This is a genomic window from Paracoccus saliphilus (assembly GCF_028553805.1).
Taxonomy (GTDB): Bacteria; Pseudomonadota; Alphaproteobacteria; order Rhodobacterales; family Rhodobacteraceae; genus Paracoccus; species Paracoccus saliphilus.
The window spans coordinates 630,918-647,864 of record NZ_CP067140.1; the positions used below are offsets into that span (position 1 = coordinate 630,918).

Here is a 16,947-nt window from a genome sequence, read left to right on the forward strand (position 1 = left end):
TCGTCGAACATAGTATCGGCGCGATAATCGGTTTGCCGCAAGGATAGGGTTTATGCAGATCCTGCGACCATGCAGCTTTGCTTGACATCGTGTTTTCTCCGGTTCAAATAACCGCCCAATGGGGCCGTAGCTCAGTCGGTAGAGCGCATCGTTCGCAATGATGAGGTCAGGGGTTCGATTCCCCTCGGCTCCACCAAGATTATCCGATATTATCTAATAATTTCATCGTAGTAAGCCCTTATCTCACAAGTCTCACCCCACATTTGCCCCCACACTGGAAAAAAGATGAGGCGGGATTGCATCGGATGATTCTGGACAATCCGCCCCTCTTTCGCCTCAAAATCGAGGAACTGGATTCGCGGTGGGCGTGAGCGTTTCGAACTTCGATCTGGCTTGTGCCGCTTTTCAGGATTTCTTTACCCGACACACCGACAAAACCCGACAGAAGTAGCCGATGCACCGCTGTATGTTGACGGTAGGCTACTGGGTCGGGTTCATCGAGGACAACTGGCAACCCATCCGCTGGCCCAGCGTTATATCATGACGCAACCAAAGGAGGCGGCTATGGCGGATCAACCTGATAAAGAGCATGCCAAGGAGAAAGAAGAGGAAATGAAGAAGAAGGAGCAGGATGAACTGAAAGACGCGGTTAAGTCACTCGATGATGAAGACGAAAAGCGCCCAGGCACTGACGACGACGGAACTGAGGAAAATGAAAAATAAGGCCAGCGCGTGAAAAGCCCCGCTCGAGGGCGGGGCGGTAGCGAGTTGCTGAAATGCACGTGAGGTTAAGCGGCCAAGCTGGCGTATATCTCACTCGAGGCGCTCAGCTCAATCACGGAAGCGACACTTGTTATAAGCGTCAACTTTGGACCGATAGCCTTTCGGTCAGGCGTAACGCCGATAGGTGCAGGCCCATCCTCGAGCCTGCTAATATCAGACAGCATGGTATATGCGGAATTAACAGCGTTGCCTGACTTGCTGAACAACTCGAACGCAAGCTGCCGCCCCCCAATATCAACCAGTAGATCAACCTCATATTCAGTCGTTGAATTGCCGATTACGGTAGCATGCTCTTTGCGGTGCGCCTTGGGGAATGCGTCGCAGGCACGGCGGATAAGTTCTTCTTGCATGTGTCCGTGCTTGTGCTTGAACGACCGTTCGAGCGTCACATCGATAACCTCGCGAATTAATGAAGCCATGGAAATAATAGCACCCTTTAACCGGTCCTGCTGGATACGAATGAACAGTAGGGAAGCTCCATCGAATTGCGCCCCAGCCTCAGCGCACTTTTCTTTGGCAACGCGACTGAATATCGCATCACTGGCACAAGCATTGGCGACGTGAAAGTATGCCGCTCCAGCGTCTGAAACGACAAACACTCCATTACCTTCCGGCCATACTGATACGCTGACCAATGAGCCGTCACAGGTCATGACAGGCATCTGGACCAGGTATCGTCCATTGATTGCGTCCATGCTGCACATGCTTCGCACGGCGTCATTCAACACCGCCTCGGACGACGTGTCTTTTATAAGAAACTGGTGTTCGGCTGCCATGGTGGGATCGGGGCTTCAGGAAGGTTTCTGACGTTCAAGAGTGTAGCACAATTTTCCAACAAGTCTCGGTAACTATCTGGCACAGGGACGAGAGCAACGGCAATGGGCAGGTTGGCCTTTATAAAATCCATTGGTTCTTCAATGCTTTCATAGAGCCGCGGGTCGTGGAAGTGTGTCCGGCCTGCGTCGGTATGCCTGAGCTGTTCGCCACATATGACCTTTGTGTTGATGTGTGTCGAGGAGTGTCGCCAATCAACCCTGGCGAAGCATTTCGGACCAATGAGCGTTTCTACGTTCAGCCCGATTGTGACCTGCTCATCGGGCTGGGAGATGACACAGCGCATATAAAGTTCCAGACCTGCAATGGTGACATCGTTCGTGGTGACGGAAGATTTGATCTCCAGGGTGGATGGTCTGTTTTTGGGAGCCCATCTGCTCAGTGAGACGGCCTCCTTCGGTTGAGCCAAGAGGCCAGCCAACAAATCAACTGTAAGGGCAGGTCTCAAGCAGTTTCCTTAAATCGCCTTGATTGTCTTTTTCTACCCTTCTCCGCCGCCCGCGATTCTGCAAGAGATAACCCGTATTTCCAGTGTTTACCTCGTTGCGAAGTAGCTCAATCATCGTCTTGCATTTCCTCGTCGTCTTCACAAACAATCTCGGTCATTGGCCCCCATCCATCATCAAACCTTGGAACGCAGTTACATCCCGGAAGTAGCTTTATTGCCGCGCACTTTTCCATCGCCCGATCCCAATCGCTGCGTTCTTCGGACGATTGCACAGTGGCGATGAGGGGCGAGAGCAAATAGACTGCCAGAATCGAAAGTGTTTTGGCCATCTTCCCGGCTCTCTCATCACTATCCGCATACCTGCCGCCCATCTTCGATGGGGGCACATTCAACTGATGGTGCGCCGCCGGTGGGGCCGTGGCAAGCGCCAAGAGCCAAGAAGGCCACCAGCGTTATTGGCGCGAAGATATTTGTCATTGTTCTCCTGGATTATCATCTTGCCCTCAGCGCCAACGCGCGGCTCGCCATCCTGCGCTGACAGCTTCAGCTTCGTCACAGAACCAGCGCTCGCCTTTGCCTTCGGTAATCTTCGTTCGGGAATAGGCCGGCGACCACGGAGTATGGTAAATGCGTTCGCCATCGCTGGCGATGTTGCCCTTAATCGGGCACCCAGGGAGTGGAGACGCAGCTGCGGCCCGGTTCCATCGGTCGTCGCGATAATCCCACGGTGTCTGGTTGTCGGCTTCCCATATCCCGATGCCCGCGGTCTTCGCGCCGGCCTCCTTCGCGACGTAGTCGTCCGAGTATCTTCGGAAGGCCCATGCCAGACCAGCATCCACAAGAGCCGCGCCGATATCCTGACCATTCGCGAAGCACCGAGCAATGATCCGGCCATAGCCATCGCGGTCCAGCGCCTGGCAGGATAGCTCGCGATCGGCCACCAGTTCGGCCAAAGCATTGGTCGCGTCCGTGCCGCAATCCCACGTGCCCCCTGCATGGCTGCTACAGCGCTGCCCGGCCTCCGGCGCATCAATTCCATGAAGGCGGATAACGACGGGGCCCATGGTGAAGGTATCGCCGTCCGTGATTTTGGCGTGACCTGTGATGGTCTGGGCGGCAGCGCACGATGCGGCAAGCAAAGCAACCGCGGCAGCAATCATAGGAAGGGTGACCATCACCATCGTCCTGCGGCGTCCGTAAGCTTGAGTGTGGTTCCTACAGTGCGCACCATATTATATGTGGCTCAAGATTATGCGCAGCTCAGTCCCATAAAGGGCACGCATTTCGTCTAGAAACCATGTGGCTAGTTCGCTTCCCGGCCCGTTCCAAATGGTCATGCCAATATTGCTGAATGCCCACGCCGGTTCGAGGCCACGCGACCCTCGTGTTTCGTATTCCGTGACGTGGTGATGCTGTTTGCATTCGGGACATTCAGGAAAGTCATCCTCACCTGAATACCAGAGCCCTATACTGTCGGAAGCGTCCCAGCCTTGCTCGTATCCGCAGGCCGGGCAAGCAAAATGCATCTCTGCTCCTTCCATTGGGTGGAACACTTTACGCGCTCCGTAGTGAAGCGCGAGGCCTTGAATCTTAAGCCTTTGAAGCGGTTCGCCATCTTCAAAGATTCGGCTGATTTCCGGAAGCAGCCGATAGCCAGCCTCACCCAAGGCACAGTCAGATAGTTCATTTTCAACCAATTCGCGCTCCTGAAACCAGCGAAGTGCCGTTTTCACAGTAGCCTCGCCATCCGGATAGTCGTGCCTGTGAACCGGCACGATATGCATGAATCCGATGCCCATGAGCGCCCCTTCAACTGAATGAAGTCGTTAGGCTTCCATGAAGAGCGCAACATTGTAAATGGCAGCTCTATATTCCACGCTTGCTATCGCAGGACAGGGATTATGCCAGAACTGTCACCGGTGGAGGACAAGCCTTTTCTCGCACCTGCCGGGCATCTTGCCTCTGCCGATTTTGGCAGCAGCAGTGCGAACGAATGTTCTACGGCACCGCTATTTCCCGCTAAGAAGCGGCCAGTCTCAGAGACTTTGGGCCTCTTGCCGACCCTTCCACTCCGGCCGCCGGCACAGCTATTGCCAGAATGCTCACGGATGGAGATGATCTGAGAAAGTCAGGGACGGGTGAGGATATGAACGACGATTATCGACATTTAGGGCTTCACCACATTGACGAAGCGTCAGCACTGCATGTCGCGCAACAATTGCGCGGGATAACGGAGGCTACTGTTCGATTTGTCGGCCATCATCCTGAATTCGAGGATGAGTTCATTCATCTCCTATTTGCGCTGAATGTTTCGGTGCGCAATGAGCGCATAGAAAAGATGGTGCCGGAGCCGCATCACCAATTCAGCTTTCGGTTCAGCGGATCAACTGCGGTAATTACGGTTGCCCCCGACGTTGATCCTGGCAACTACTAGGCCCCTCTAATTCCAAGGCGTAGAGAAGTTGGGGAAGCCCGCGCCGTTAAGCGCGGGCTCAGTCTCCCTGCTGGACCCTGGCCGGGCCTCTGACGCGCAATCTGCTCTTTGATTGGGTGGTGAGTCAATAAAAAGACCTCGCGCCAGTTGACGCGAGGCCAAGTCCAACAGGGAGGTGGTCAATTTGACCTCATGAATCTTGCAGGATGCGCAACTTATGATCAAGGGATGTTGGCGCTTATCGCGACCAAAGGGGCAACTCGCACGAATAAGGACACAGGTTTGCCCGTTAAATACCGTTAGAAAACGCCCCCCCCTGACCATTTAATACCAATATAAAATGGTGACCTAAGCCAGTTGCCGCCTGTAAAAACAGGAAACCCCCGCGCTTTGCAGGGGCTCCGGTCGGTCAGCGTGTAACTGTTTCACCCCCTTTCAGGTTGAGCCGACGTTCAGCATGTCACGCGTGCTGCATGGATGCTTGCGATGGGCGGAGGCCGGATGTCGCCAGGACGAGCGGCGGTTCGTTCGGGAATGAGCGGATATCGAACCATTTGAAGCAGGTGCCATCCGGGTTACGGCGGTCACCTGAAGAAATAGGAAAACCGTTCGATGCTTGGCGGATCAGGCCGGCACGAAAGGCCCGCAGGTCAAGAAGCCACCATAGGTCAAAGCCGGTTTCCGCTGCATTGGCATGACCATAGAAAAGCCAATCTCCTTCCCCGTTCACAATCTTGGCGAGTTCCGTTGGGCTTCCCGAAGGCAGCAGAGAGCGGATCGTGAAATCATACGGATAGCGGCCGGCATATCCGTGGCGCCGAACCCGTGCGGCTATCCGGACGTCTCGGCCGTCCAGCATCAGCAAATCGGTAGCCTGCCGCATGTCGATGTGGTCAGGCGCAACGCTCAGCAAGTGTGCCCCGACAATCCGACGTATCTCGGTTATGAACCGATCGGACCAGTGCCGGTTAATGGAATAGGTCATGTTCATATTGCTGCGACCTTCGCGATACTGCGATTGCGGGAGAACGCCCCGACCGGAGCCGGGGCGATCAGGGTCATGCCACTGCGATCAAAGACTCAGCCAGCAGGGCCGCTAGGTGTTGTTCGTTCCTTGTGTTATCGTCCATACCGGACCACAGGCGATCATATGAGTTAAGTCGGCCTATGGCTGCGGCTGCTTCTGCCTTGATCTTGACGCCTTGTATCGTATGCGACGGCTCCGAAAGAACCTGCCGGACAACCGCAAAGAGGTCACGTGCGGTGCGATGCCGGGCGTTGTCGATCTCGGGAAACCTGGACTCATCCTTGATCCGCTGAGTCTCGGCCAGATAGGCCGGCAGGAGTTCCAGACCGAGGTCGCAGCGCTCGACTTCAGATTGCCAATATGCGCGGGTTTTTTTGCTGGCCTTCCGTTTGCGCCGATCGTCTTTGGCGAGCACTTCGATCATATGCTCGCGTCGGCGCTCTAGCTGCTCGACAGTATACACTCGCATGGGATGCACCTTGCCTTCACGGACCAGCCCTGCGCCCTTTAGATTGCGTTCAATCTCACCACTGAAAACACCTCTATAATCATCGACGCAGCAATCAGGTGCCAGTGGCCACTTGGGGCTCCAATCGATCCATGAGGCCCTCCATGTCGCCAAGGCGTCCTGATAGGCCTTCTCATGCGCCTGCGCTTGCCGCCCGAGTTCGATCAGCCTCGGATTTTCGGGAACATGTGCAAAATTTTGCCGAAGTTCACCAGCAGCGGCAGGGGCACCAATCGCAGCAAGAGCAAGCGGTGCGCGGGTCAGTATGTCACGACGCTTCATGCCACGCCCTCCATCAGCCGGTTGGTATGACGCAGGGCCGCCCGGACATAGCCGCGCGCCTCCCGCTCGACCTGTGTGTAACCAACGCGGCTTCCCTTCTGTCGGGTTTTGTCGGTGTGTCGGGTAGAGGTTTCCTGATTTCTTCGGAACGCCTCGCGAAAGATAACCAGCGACTCATGCTTCCTCCCACAGTCTCGGATTGACGACGTAGAAGATGCGAGGTCTGCCACCGGTTTCTTCTGCACTCCGGCGTAGCCAGTCGAACCGCTCGAGTGTTCCAAGCGCGGCTTCGACATTGCGTGATGTCTGCAGCCCGGAAAGGCCTCGCCGCTGGATTTCGCGAATACTGACGGTTCGCGGCCTCTCCCGCTGGATGATGGTTGCAAGCTTGCGCGCGTTCTTGACTTCCTCCGGGGGTTCAACCGCTCCATATGCCCGGTAAGCGTGCTGGCGCAGATGTTCGCCAACCAGATGGCAGGCACGTCCAACATGCTCTGCTTCGATGTGATCCGGGAACGGTGAATTTGCTTGGGCAGCCCAATCCAGATGGGCGAGAACGCAGGAAACACGGACAGCCAGTCCCGGCAGCTTCCCGATATGGCCCTTGAATATGCCATTCGCCTCCGCTTCCCATTCACGACACTGTTTCCGAAACTCCTGGAGCGCGTCTGCAGCCTCGGATGTCATGGGCACGAAGAATGGGCGCTTATTGCCCATCTCATCGAATGCTGATGGAAGCCCTCGCAGGCGCTCGATTGCCAGACGTAGAGTCGCGTCATCGATCTGCGCGGCTGGTCGCGCCAGTGGCACCGGGTCAGGGAATACCGTGAGAAAACGAGCCAGCAGTCCGTCATCATCTGTTTTCACCAATAGGCTTGCAAGCTTGTCGGGTTGCGTCCCGCCCAGAACCGCAACCGTCATGTGATCAACAATGATCGGCTCCGGACTGCTTTTCCGGTCAACGGTGTAGGATCGGCCACCATATGCTTCCAGCCAGAATGGCCGATCGCCACCGCCGCTATAGCGGTCCATGCTGCTGAGCCATCCGGCCAATTCGTCCCGCGAAAGAAGCAGGCCGCGCCAGGTGGCGGCAAGAAGTGACGCCACCTTCTCGGTGGTCGCGTCCGAAATGCTGATGCGTTCACGAACAGGAGGTTCGCCGGCATCTGCCGCCGTCGGCTTGCGGGGCGCTTCATCGCCATCTGCTATTGCGCGTTTCGCGTCGGCTTTCCATTGGGCCAAAGCAATGGCTGCGATTTCGTCCTCACCTTCCCATTGTTGGCGCCGAAGCTTGTAGTCTTCGCTCAGCTGGCGTTCGATCTCTTTGACCGGATCCATGACAGCATCAAGGGCGGGCGATTTGCCGGCCGATGGATCACCCACCAACATGGCCCAGAGCACAGGAGGCTCTTTCCAACCTTCCCATGGCGATGCCCATCGTGCATTGCCAATGACCGCGCTGGCAGTGCTGAGCAGCGCGAGGGCCACGTAATCAACAGGCGTTCCCTTTACATTCGCCGCGGTTCTCAGCCATTCGGCCCACGGCCCATAGACGACCGAGAATTCATCTTCGCTCATGACAGGCGCGGGTGGGCGAGTTGCCCCGGCAAGGGCCATGTCAGGCGCGGGCCAATTATTTGCCCCGTCAAACGGGATTGGCTGCGCTGCGCCGGGATGGAGTGCTGGCGCTCTCATGCTTCAGCCCCTTTCATGGTCAATATGTCGTTCCAGTCACGCCCCTGCGGCGCGGGAAGAAGGCTGACTTTCCAGCCCAGATCGCAAGCCCGCTGTGCGAGCTTTTGAGCGGCATCTCGTCCGGCGTCGTCTCCATCACTGGCGACGACCAGTTCGGAATGACTTTGATCCGGCAGACGGAGCCCAGCGATGCCTGAGCAGGATAGCGCCGCCCAAATCGTGGCTGGGCCTGTCAGCAAGCCGCAGGCAAGGCTCAGGGCGGTTTCGATGCCCTCGGCCACCACGAGCGGGCCATCAGCCTCTGCGAGACGCACAGCGCCCCCCTTCGCCGCACCTTGCATTGCTTTCGGAGGATCAACGCAGGCCTTCGCCGATCCATCTGGACGCAGATAGGTGCGATGGATCGCAAGACGGGGCAGCCCGTCAATCCGCGCAATCATAGCTGGGTATCGTTTGGCGGTCGGGTGCCAACACTCAGGATGGAAGCGGAGCGATTGGGGTAAATCGCAAGTGATGCCCCGGTCGCGCAGATATGTCTCGGCTACGGTGCCAGCGATCGATTGCGCTTCGTGCCACGTCGCCTTTGCCTTGCGCTCGGTTTGGGCCGCGATCTGTTCGGCTTTTGACTCACGTCTGGCAATCTCGACTGGGTCCGGCGCGTAGGTGGAAGAACGGCCCTTGAGCAGCCCACGGTCCCGCAAAGCTTTCAAGATGTCCATGAACTGGCACCCGGTCTTGCAGTTCAGCAGGAGACGCCCATCTGGGGCATCCGCCAGTGACAATGAAGGTTTACGGTCACCATGCGCCGGGCAGAGTGCCAGGCCGTAAGTCCGATACCACTTGCCTTTCAGGGCAGCCGTTAGCGTCTTGGCGTCAGTCATTGCCACCTCCCCAGATCAAGGCAGCAAGCATCGCGGCGCGGGCTTGGCTTATGCCGTAGCGCGCACATAGTCGGGAAATGCGAAGGGCGGTCATGCTGCGGCCCTCCGACCCGGCGTCACATATGACCGGAGAACGTAACGTGCATGATTGCCGGGAAACGGACCCTTATGGTTCTCGTGGATCGTTTCGATGCAGACACCTTGCTTGCGCAGCTTAAAAACGTAAGCGGACCAACGCGGTCCAGGGGTATCGATCGGCGTGCAGCCTTTCGATCCGGCGCGCAAAAGGGACTCCAGCGCCCAGCGGACGCGGCCTTGAACAACAATGATGGCGGGTGGTTTGGGCCTGTTCTGAACCGTGAAGGCCTGTGCAGGCCATTGCCTTTGCTCGTTCATATTCTTGCCTTATCACTTGCAGGCAAGGGCACGATGCGCTATGTTTGCGGTATCCTGTTACCGTCGAACGAATGCGCCGCCGCCCTCTGCCCGGGGTGGCGGTTTCGTTATGCGGCGGCCGCGCTCGGACGGCTGTTCAGCCACTCGATGATGGCTGTCTCGGGCCATGCAACAGCACGTGAACCCAATTTCACGGGGGCAGGAAATTTCCCTTCAGCGATCTGTGCGTAAATCGTGGAGCGCGCGAGACCGGTCACTTCCATGACGGCGGGTAGGCGGAGATGCTTAGTCATTTCTGACCCTTCCATTCCACCCGGCAATAGCCGGGCAAGTTGAGAGACTGCACAGCCACGGGCCATGCAGGACTTCGCTTTTCCGTGGACGGATCATCCACGGCGGTGTTAGGAAGGAGTTGGAAGGGACTCCGAAAATTTCTTCCAACCTGGTCCGCAGTCCCTTTCGTGGTAGGCAGGGGTTGCGGACCCCACTAGACGCTGTGCCGTCCTTACACGTCTATGATTCGTCATCTCCCTATGCGTTTTCAATTGTTATCTTGATCCAGCTTGCGGGTTTATGTGGATAACCTCCCGACAAACGGCAGATAGACGAACATGGACTGGTATCAGCTTTGCCGGACATTTCTGGATCTCGCAATCATTGCTTCAACCCGAAAAAACCTCCCAGATGACCAGTTTTTTCGGGCTCAAACCTATTCGCGTAGTCATCTGGAATTGCGGCGATTGCCTTTTCGGCTGGGCCTTCAACCTTAGTTTTAACCCATCCTAATGCATCGAACAGGTCACGGAGCATCGGTGAAAAGTCGCCAAAGAACATTCCATCACTTGTGCTACAGGACGGACGACGGCCGGTTACTGCGACGTATAACAATACGAACTTCTTAGTCACTTCGTGGGCGGGCTTGTTTTCTGGGCGACCTGGCCCGTGTGAATGGGATTCAAGTTCGCGATCGACTTCTCGAAGTCTTTGACGGATATTATGAATTATTCCATGAACAGAGATGCTTAGAGCGCTTGCTAAGCCGAGTGCGTGAACAATATCGACATTCGTGCCGAGCGTGCGGGCACCAGCCGTCCAAGTCCGATCAAGGTGCCAGCTATTCTCGACTTCCACGGCGTAAAAGATACGCTGCGCTTCTTCCAGGACCTTTATGAGGCGCGACAGCTGCTTCTGTTCGGCCATTAATGCCGAGCGAGGCTTCAAGCGAGCAGCACCAATAATATCCTCGATAGGATCAAGCGAAGCATATGGACTGCCAATCCAGTGGACAATCTTATCTTCTCGGACAATTGGTAGTTTGTCGCCCCGGTTGATATCATGGCCCGACCAATTTGCGACCGAAGCATAAATTACCTCGCGCGCGGCATTTTCTGAGTTGTTCTGATCCAGTAGCCGCTGCGATAATTTGCTCAGTTCGCCGGAGGTATATCTAGGGGCAGGGATATATTGTTCACGATCAGGAGCCCCGATCAATGCGGATACAACTTCCGATCTCTCTTGTCTCGTTTTATCAGCCAATTCGAACGACCTTCCCTTGCTCTTGCGCGAGATAGTCGGCCCACGCTTCCATTAACTCCCGGCGCTTCTCCAACAGGTCGGATCGTGCATAGGCACGTTCAACTTCATCGCCTACGAGATGCGCCAAGGCGGACTCGCAGATTTCGCGAGGGAATGCGGTGCGCTCCTGCGTCCAGGTTCGAAACGAGGTGCGAAAGCCATGAACGGTCGCGTCATATCCAAGTTCCTTCACCCGGCCGGACAGGGCCACATCGGAGAGAGGTCGATTTTTTCTGGCGCCGGGAAATACATACCCCTCGTCGCCATAGAGGAAATGGGCATCCTTCAGGATTTGAACCGCACGAGGGGAAAGTGGGATTGTGTGGTCGCGCCGCATCTTGATCCTGGAGGCGGGAATGGTCCAGGTGCCTTTCTCCAAATCAATCTCGCTCCACACGGCGTATCTGGCTTCAGCCGATCGGGTGGCGGTCATGATAATGAACTCAAGGCATAGCTTCGTCTGCGTCATGGCGTTCGAGCCGCGCAGGTCAGACACGAGCTTGTGCACCTGAGTGTATGGCAGTGCCTTCCGGTTCGCTTTCTTCCGGCGCACCTTTGGAAGGCCTTGCAAGGTAACATCGCCCGGCGTGCCGTCGCGCCATTCCTTGGCGGCAGCCCACTTCAGCACCGTCTCCATTCTTTGGAAAACCCGTCTGGCGGTTTCGTTCTTAGTCGTCCAGATCGGCGTCAGCACTTTCAGCAGCTCAGATGAACCAACCTCCGAGACCAGCACGGAACCGATCTTCGGAAAGGCATACATCGACAGGGAATTGATGAAGTCATTGCCGTGCTTATCGTTGCTCCAACTGCCCAGAAGGCCTTGGTGCACTTCGCGGGCAGCAGCCTCGAAGGTAGGAATTTCCGCGTTCCGGTCTTTTTCCTTGCGAGGGTCACCGCCGGCACTGGCAATCCGGCGATACTCTACAGCCTTCTCTCGAGCCTCGGCCAAGCTGACAAGGGCAAGCGACCCGTGTCCGCAATCACAGCGCTTCCCTTGGATGGTAAGACGCTGCTCCCAGCGCTTCGCGCCTGTCGCGCTGACAATCAGACAGAGGCCGTTACCGTCGCCATATTTCCCGGGCTCCTTCACGGACTTCACGAACACAGCGGACAGTCTGCTTTTCGAGCTGCTCAACCTTGCCCCCACGTCTTACCCCACACTTATGGCGGGATTTCATGGGGTCACAATAGACCTCTATGGACTATGGTTTCAAGGATTAGCTTAGTAAACAGCGATATATTAGACACCTTCGGAATTCTATGGACCTATCTTAGGTGGACCTCGGCTCCACCAATGACAATTGTTGTCATTGGAGCATAAGAGTGCCGATTTAGAGCATAAGCTTGCGTAGTGCGTGTCAATATGGCTAATACGGCACATGTATGTGCCCTCGACGACAACATTTAGGGTTGCTCGATGTCGGCAGACAGCCCCTTTCACGACATTCATGCCTGGGGCACCTAGGCACGAAGCACATGGCACGAAGGGCGGGTAGCGGAAATTCGCGTCAAGTGCGAATGCAACCATGCCATAGCGTGGAAGCGGACATTCAGCTTGGATCACGCCGCCGGCCCCCGCGCGACCTGCATAGGAGGGCCGAGAGCGAACCTCCGATGCTTATTCTGGCGCGGAACCCTATAACTAAGCGGACTCGTAGGCCGCGACTGTTCTATCGATTTGCTTCCGTCTCAGCCTGAGCTTCGTCTCTGAAGCCTTCGTCGGGATGAATGATGATGGTTTCGGGACAACCCATCTGGAGATAACTAATCGCAGTCGAGTTTGCAGCCGCCGAGCGCAACTCATGCCATGCCCGCTTTTCATCAACGCCGTGCTTAGCCAGTTCCGTGACGACCGTTTCGTAGGGCCAATCGTCGCCACCATTGATGGCCATGTTACCTGCAAGATGAATAGCTTTATAGGTTTCGTGGTCGATCAGACCTTTGCTTTCCATACGTCTGCAAAAATCTGTCAGCAATTGCATCCGGATCATACCGCCCATGATCTCCAACCAGTTCAAAGACTGATTGAACATCTTGTGGGATGCCGGCACAAATTCGGCGACGCGATAGAGTAGCCTCGCAACAAAGGACGCCGCATCACGCGCGTCGATGGGAAAAACGGACCCCAGAACCGTGCGCGCACCTATCGCGAGGAACCCATTCGCCGTCGTGGCATGGTTTCGGTCGGCTGCATGCGTGTCGCATGCACTAAGAACGACAACCGGTGGAACCCGAGGCCGCTTGCGCTGCAGCTGCCAAATATCAATACTCTCTTCCAAGAGCTGAAGCTCAGCAGGCTTGTCCTTCGCATGACCGCCGTGCCCGTCAAAGATGACCATTGGGCCATTGTATGAATTTAGCGCAGCTACCAAGTCTTCTTCATTCCGGATGCGTTCTGTCCTGACGCGAATCTTATTTCTGAAATGAGGCTCAAATTCAGAAAGCGCTATATCGAAAAACCTGCTTATGGGGTCACCCTTATCAAGCGCGCTCAAAATCAAGATTTCCTCAAAATCCGATGTCGTTAGATGCAGATATTTTTTCGGCAAGACTTGCTCAATGAACAGATTTCCAGGTGTCACCGGGACTTTCGTGATATCTTTCTGGACGCAGATCGGAAGCCCTCGAACATTCATCCATTCGAGGTTGGCATCAGTAATCAGGCGAATTCCATCTTTCGCACCTTCAATAAATTCAAAAAATTCTACTGGGACAGATGCTGTGATCGCGCTCTGAACCTTTCTGAAAGCTTCCCGCCTTTTCCTGTCTGTGGTGCGCTTAGCATGGTAGTGTTGAGCAAACTGCCGGACCTGCCCGGATGTTCGGTTGGCTGCATTGGGCAACCTTATCACTGCTGATACTTCCGAAGCAGAAAGCGTGCCCACGCATTGTGACGCGAGTCTCAGCTCGGCACCCCGTTCAAGTATGATGGGATGCGGCTTGGGTTTGTCGCCTTCTGCTCCACCTAAGAACGCCTTTATCTGTGTCTGATTGCTGGTTGTGAATCCGTAGCCATCTTGGCGTTGAAGCATTCGCCTGACAGCAAGTAAGCCTTTCTTTTCTTCTGGCGTGAATGGGTTTCTGGCCAAGCTGGTCTCGTAAAAGTGCGGATAGATAGAAGGGGCAAACAAGCTAAGACTTGGTGGTCGCCGGAAATACTGGTTGGCTGCACGCTCGCTAATCCGCTCCCTTTCCGCCAGAACTGAGCGTGTGGTTTGAACAATTATTTCTACGTAGGGAGTGATCCCTTCGTTTATTTCAGTAAAGCTACCGCTGGTCGTCTCGCGAAACCCCGCCACGTATAGCGAAAACAGATTGGGGGCTACGACGTTATGGCCACCGACTTTGTATCCAAGGTCGCGCTCTTCAGGTTCGCGCCAATTTCTAAGATGTTCTCGAGCCGTCTCCAGAGCATCCGGCTTAATCTGTCCTACAAGGGTATCGCAGATATTCAGGAATGCTTCCTTCAACTTTTCCAAGCTGAACTCTTTGTATGTTATTGTGCCTCCTTTTTCCGCGACGACCGTAAGAGGGAATGAGTGCGCATCTATCCAGTCGCGATACGTCTCGATCTTATGCTCGCGCCCCAAGAAAAGAACCATGAATGGAAGGAATGGAGGTGTAACCATTCCCTTTAGGGCTCGCGGTGACTGGCCTCGCCAAATCACCGGAGCTTGGCCAGACATCCTCCTTGGAAGCCGGATCTCTTGCCCTTCCGGTGTCAATTCCCAAATATCGCTTGGCAAAGTATTGATGAGCCGGATGATGCCCACATTTTCCATCAGGCTGCGTGCAAATCCCTGCAGAAAGCTGGCCTCATATGGGTCACCATCCTCAACTGGTATGACGTAGGTAATTTCCCACAAAAGATCGTAAAGATCGTTGCCGCTATCAGTTGTCTGGCTCTGAATCGTCTTTGTCATTGCACTACCTTAGTAGATCGTTTCGGCCGCACGAAGCTTCGAAAAGCCCTCTTCATAAGCGCGACGAATGGCTGGCTCGGAAAACGCTGCATCGCAGCGATGACTGTCTTGCGATTGTCCGATAAGGGCCGAGGTAAGCTTCGCGTGTTTCCAGGACAGTTCTGCGCAACTAGACCTCTACCGTCCTGGTTATTTGGCCATCGAAAAGACACAGGCCAACCAAGCGCGAACGGTTTCCAATCGAAAAGTCCGTATTCAAGATAACAAGATTGTACGCCTGCGCTGAGGCTCGTGTTGAAGGGTATCGAATAGCCTCAAACCCAGCTGAACGGGCGCAGTCCGCTACAAACCTTGAAAACACATAAGCAGGTTTCTTATACCCCATTTCTTCCTGAGGTGTACTGAGGAGTGCTGAAAACGCGAGCGCGTTCAACAAATCCGATTGGTTTTGATGGCTGTCATATGGGGTCGCTAGATCCAAGACCTTCAAGTCACTATCGAAGGCAATTTCAGCAACGGCGCAGTTGACCCCTCTTAGTTCATGAAAGCAAGTTTCTTTGCTGTCACCTAGGTACAGAACCGGCTGCCCTGCATGGTTGTACCTACCTTCGCCGACATACTTGGGGTCAGCAAAGTCAAATTGATCCACAGACACTTCTCTCAATCCTTCCAACCCACGCGCCCTGTACAAGCTCGACGGCATCGTAGTGGTGTTGGTCGATTGTGATAGAGCCTCCAAGGCCTGAAGGATTTCTTGGGCGAACTCGTTCTTCAGTAGAAGAAATGGCGTCTCGTTCGCAATAGCGTGAATAGATGCAATGTTGTCCTCGAACTCTAAAGTAACATCGAATGGCAATTCGTACGGGTAGAGAGTATATCCCAACTTTTCACCGCACCTTGGACAATCCATCTCTTGAGCGAGGCGCTCGAATTGTTCCTTTGAATAAAATGCGCTGATCCGAGATCCGTCATAAAATGTATCAAGTTGAATTTGATTGCGCTGGAACTCTTCGGAATCGGCAGTGTATGCCGCAGGCCATATCTTTAAGAATTTCTCGTTGCATCGTTCGCAGCATGCAATGTCTGCCGAGAACCAGGAATCAAGTTCTTGAAGAAACACATCTTCGAATGCAGCCTCGTCGAGAGGGTGTGTAGGTGAAGACGAGCTCACACTTTTATCCTGTAAATCTGTGGTTTTACACTGCTGAATAACTAATCATAAATGGCGAGGATTGCTAACCCAAAATCTGCCTCTTCCGCAAGTGACTACCTTAGGAAAGCGGCAACGCAGCGACGAAGGTCTCGATCAACGGCAGCTTTTGGGTCGCTAGTGGATACAGCCAAGATAATTCTCGCCAAATCGCTCCATAGTCGCGTTAGAAATGTCTTCGCTTACGCTGTCGTCGATGAACAAACCCCAAGGGTAAACGTCAACGTTTGCTAGATCGAAGTCATCCTTTGGGTTTTGTTTGTTCTTGGCCAAGAAGGCGTAACGGATACCAGCCCACATCTCGAATCCGAGTTCGACCTCTAGGCCGTCGTAGCCGCTATCTCCAGGCGCATCTAGGATCACTTTTTTGGTCACGTGGCCGAGTGTTTCGAGCAGCATTGTGCTACAAGTATGTGCAACGATATCAGCCAACTGAATTCCTAAGTGCGTTCTCGAATCTTGCTCAAAATGGAATTCGCAACATCCAAAGGCAACATTCCTATCAGCCACACCAGCCGCGACTTTTCTTGACTGGAAAAGACCCTCGTCAAAGAAAACCTTGTGTGTCTGCCCTTCAAGACTGGGATGAGATAGAGCGGAGCTCAGAAGCCTGAGGGCCGCGGGGCCCAGCCTTTTGTCGCCATCCACGACGCAGACAGCAATTTTGCACTGCCTTCCAATGAAGGACTTCAAGGCATCTCGCAGGGCTTGAAGCTGCCGATCTCCCGCCATTTTGGCCGAAGATTTGTATTCAAACTCTTCTGGATCATATCCATGTTTCCGGAAAACGGAATCGATATGCTCTGTCGGATCAGTGTCGCAGATTACAAACGCTGCCAACGAAAAACCAAAGCGATGATGTTTACTGTCATCCAAATAAAAATATGCCATGAAGTGGAAATAAGCGCCCTTGGGTTGCTCTTAAAGAATGTCCGTCGTCAGAACATTATG

18 protein-coding genes and 1 tRNA gene are annotated in these 16,947 nt (G+C 54.7%); 3 read left to right on the plus strand and 16 right to left on the minus strand.

The genetic code is table 11. The features are described 5' to 3' along the window. The first annotated feature begins 120 nt into the window (after positions 1-120). Positions 121-196 (plus strand) — tRNA-Ala (locus JHX88_RS02965). Between the two features lie 368 nt (positions 197-564). Beyond that, complete coding sequence (locus tag JHX88_RS02970) at positions 565-723, plus strand: hypothetical protein (protein WP_176011383.1); 159 nt, start codon at positions 565-567, stop codon at positions 721-723. 65 nt (positions 724-788) lie between these two features. Here the strand turns inward: JHX88_RS02970 and JHX88_RS02975 are convergent, their stop codons facing one another. The 5 genes from JHX88_RS02975 to JHX88_RS02995 all read right to left on the minus strand — a co-directional run bounded on the left by JHX88_RS02975 (position 789) and on the right by JHX88_RS02995 (position 3,864). Continuing rightward, complete coding sequence (locus JHX88_RS02975; protein WP_076522769.1) at positions 789-1,559, minus strand: hypothetical protein; 771 nt, start codon at positions 1,557-1,559, stop codon at positions 789-791. Continuing rightward, positions 1,532-2,065, minus strand: coding sequence for a hypothetical protein (locus tag JHX88_RS02980; RefSeq protein ID WP_176011384.1), 534 nt, complete (start codon positions 2,063-2,065; stop codon positions 1,532-1,534). The genes JHX88_RS02975 and JHX88_RS02980 overlap by 28 nt, the downstream gene beginning before the upstream one ends. A 107-nt stretch (positions 2,066-2,172) precedes the next feature. Further along, positions 2,173-2,394 carry a hypothetical protein gene (locus tag JHX88_RS02985; RefSeq protein WP_141225729.1) on the minus strand — a complete coding sequence of 74 codons (222 nt, stop codon included), beginning with the start codon at positions 2,392-2,394 and terminating at the stop codon, positions 2,173-2,175. 174 nt (positions 2,395-2,568) lie between these two features. Then, positions 2,569-3,240, minus strand: a complete 672-nt coding sequence (locus tag JHX88_RS02990; protein ID WP_076522983.1) for a thermonuclease family protein — start codon at positions 3,238-3,240, stop codon at positions 2,569-2,571. Between the two features lie 57 nt (positions 3,241-3,297). Continuing rightward, positions 3,298-3,864, minus strand: coding sequence for a hypothetical protein (locus tag JHX88_RS02995; protein WP_076522773.1), 567 nt, complete (start codon positions 3,862-3,864; stop codon positions 3,298-3,300). A 347-nt stretch (positions 3,865-4,211) separates the two neighbouring features. On the opposite strand from JHX88_RS02995, the gene JHX88_RS03000 reads away from it, so the two are divergent. Further along, positions 4,212-4,499 (plus strand): hypothetical protein, encoded by a 288-nt coding sequence (locus JHX88_RS03000; RefSeq protein ID WP_141225730.1) that lies wholly within the window; start codon positions 4,212-4,214, stop codon positions 4,497-4,499. Positions 4,500-4,959: 460 nt separating this feature from the next. On the opposite strand, the gene JHX88_RS03005 is transcribed toward JHX88_RS03000, so the two are convergent. The 11 genes from JHX88_RS03005 to JHX88_RS03050 form a co-directional block, all read right to left on the minus strand. Then, positions 4,960-5,490: a hypothetical protein gene (locus JHX88_RS03005; protein WP_076522775.1), complete on the minus strand. Its 531-nt coding sequence runs from the start codon at positions 5,488-5,490 to the stop codon at positions 4,960-4,962. Positions 5,491-5,557: 67 nt separating this feature from the next. Next, positions 5,558-6,316 carry a hypothetical protein gene (locus JHX88_RS03010; protein WP_076522777.1) on the minus strand — a complete coding sequence of 253 codons (759 nt, stop codon included), beginning with the start codon at positions 6,314-6,316 and terminating at the stop codon, positions 5,558-5,560. A 174-nt stretch (positions 6,317-6,490) separates the two neighbouring features. Further along, entirely contained in the window at positions 6,491-7,894 is a 1,404-nt protein-coding gene (locus JHX88_RS03015) for a YfjI family protein (protein WP_076522779.1), read from the minus strand. Between the two features lie 113 nt (positions 7,895-8,007). After that, positions 8,008-8,892, minus strand: coding sequence for a DUF7146 domain-containing protein (locus tag JHX88_RS03020; RefSeq protein ID WP_076522781.1), 885 nt, complete (start codon positions 8,890-8,892; stop codon positions 8,008-8,010). A gap of 90 nt (positions 8,893-8,982) precedes the next feature. After that, positions 8,983-9,288 carry a winged helix domain-containing protein gene (locus tag JHX88_RS22285; RefSeq protein WP_076522783.1) on the minus strand — a complete coding sequence of 102 codons (306 nt, stop codon included), beginning with the start codon at positions 9,286-9,288 and terminating at the stop codon, positions 8,983-8,985. A 107-nt stretch (positions 9,289-9,395) separates the two neighbouring features. Next, complete coding sequence (locus tag JHX88_RS03025; RefSeq protein ID WP_336389922.1) at positions 9,396-9,647, minus strand: helix-turn-helix transcriptional regulator; 252 nt, start codon at positions 9,645-9,647, stop codon at positions 9,396-9,398. Positions 9,648-9,942: 295 nt separating this feature from the next. Continuing rightward, a complete protein-coding gene (locus JHX88_RS03030; RefSeq protein ID WP_141225731.1) occupies positions 9,943-10,824 on the minus strand; it encodes a hypothetical protein in 882 nt (293 codons plus the stop codon). Next, complete coding sequence (locus tag JHX88_RS03035; protein ID WP_076522985.1) at positions 10,817-11,998, minus strand: tyrosine-type recombinase/integrase; 1,182 nt, start codon at positions 11,996-11,998, stop codon at positions 10,817-10,819. The genes JHX88_RS03030 and JHX88_RS03035 overlap by 8 nt, the downstream gene beginning before the upstream one ends. 535 nt (positions 11,999-12,533) lie before the next feature. Continuing rightward, entirely contained in the window at positions 12,534-14,786 is a 2,253-nt protein-coding gene (locus JHX88_RS03040) for a CHAT domain-containing protein (protein WP_076522789.1), read from the minus strand. Positions 14,787-14,955: 169 nt separating this feature from the next. Then, positions 14,956-15,957, minus strand: a complete 1,002-nt coding sequence (locus tag JHX88_RS03045; RefSeq protein WP_076522791.1) for an RES family NAD+ phosphorylase — start codon at positions 15,955-15,957, stop codon at positions 14,956-14,958. Positions 15,958-16,113: 156 nt separating this feature from the next. Beyond that, positions 16,114-16,887, minus strand: coding sequence for a DUF3800 domain-containing protein (locus JHX88_RS03050; RefSeq protein WP_076522793.1), 774 nt, complete (start codon positions 16,885-16,887; stop codon positions 16,114-16,116). Positions 16,888-16,947 lie beyond the last annotated feature (60 nt).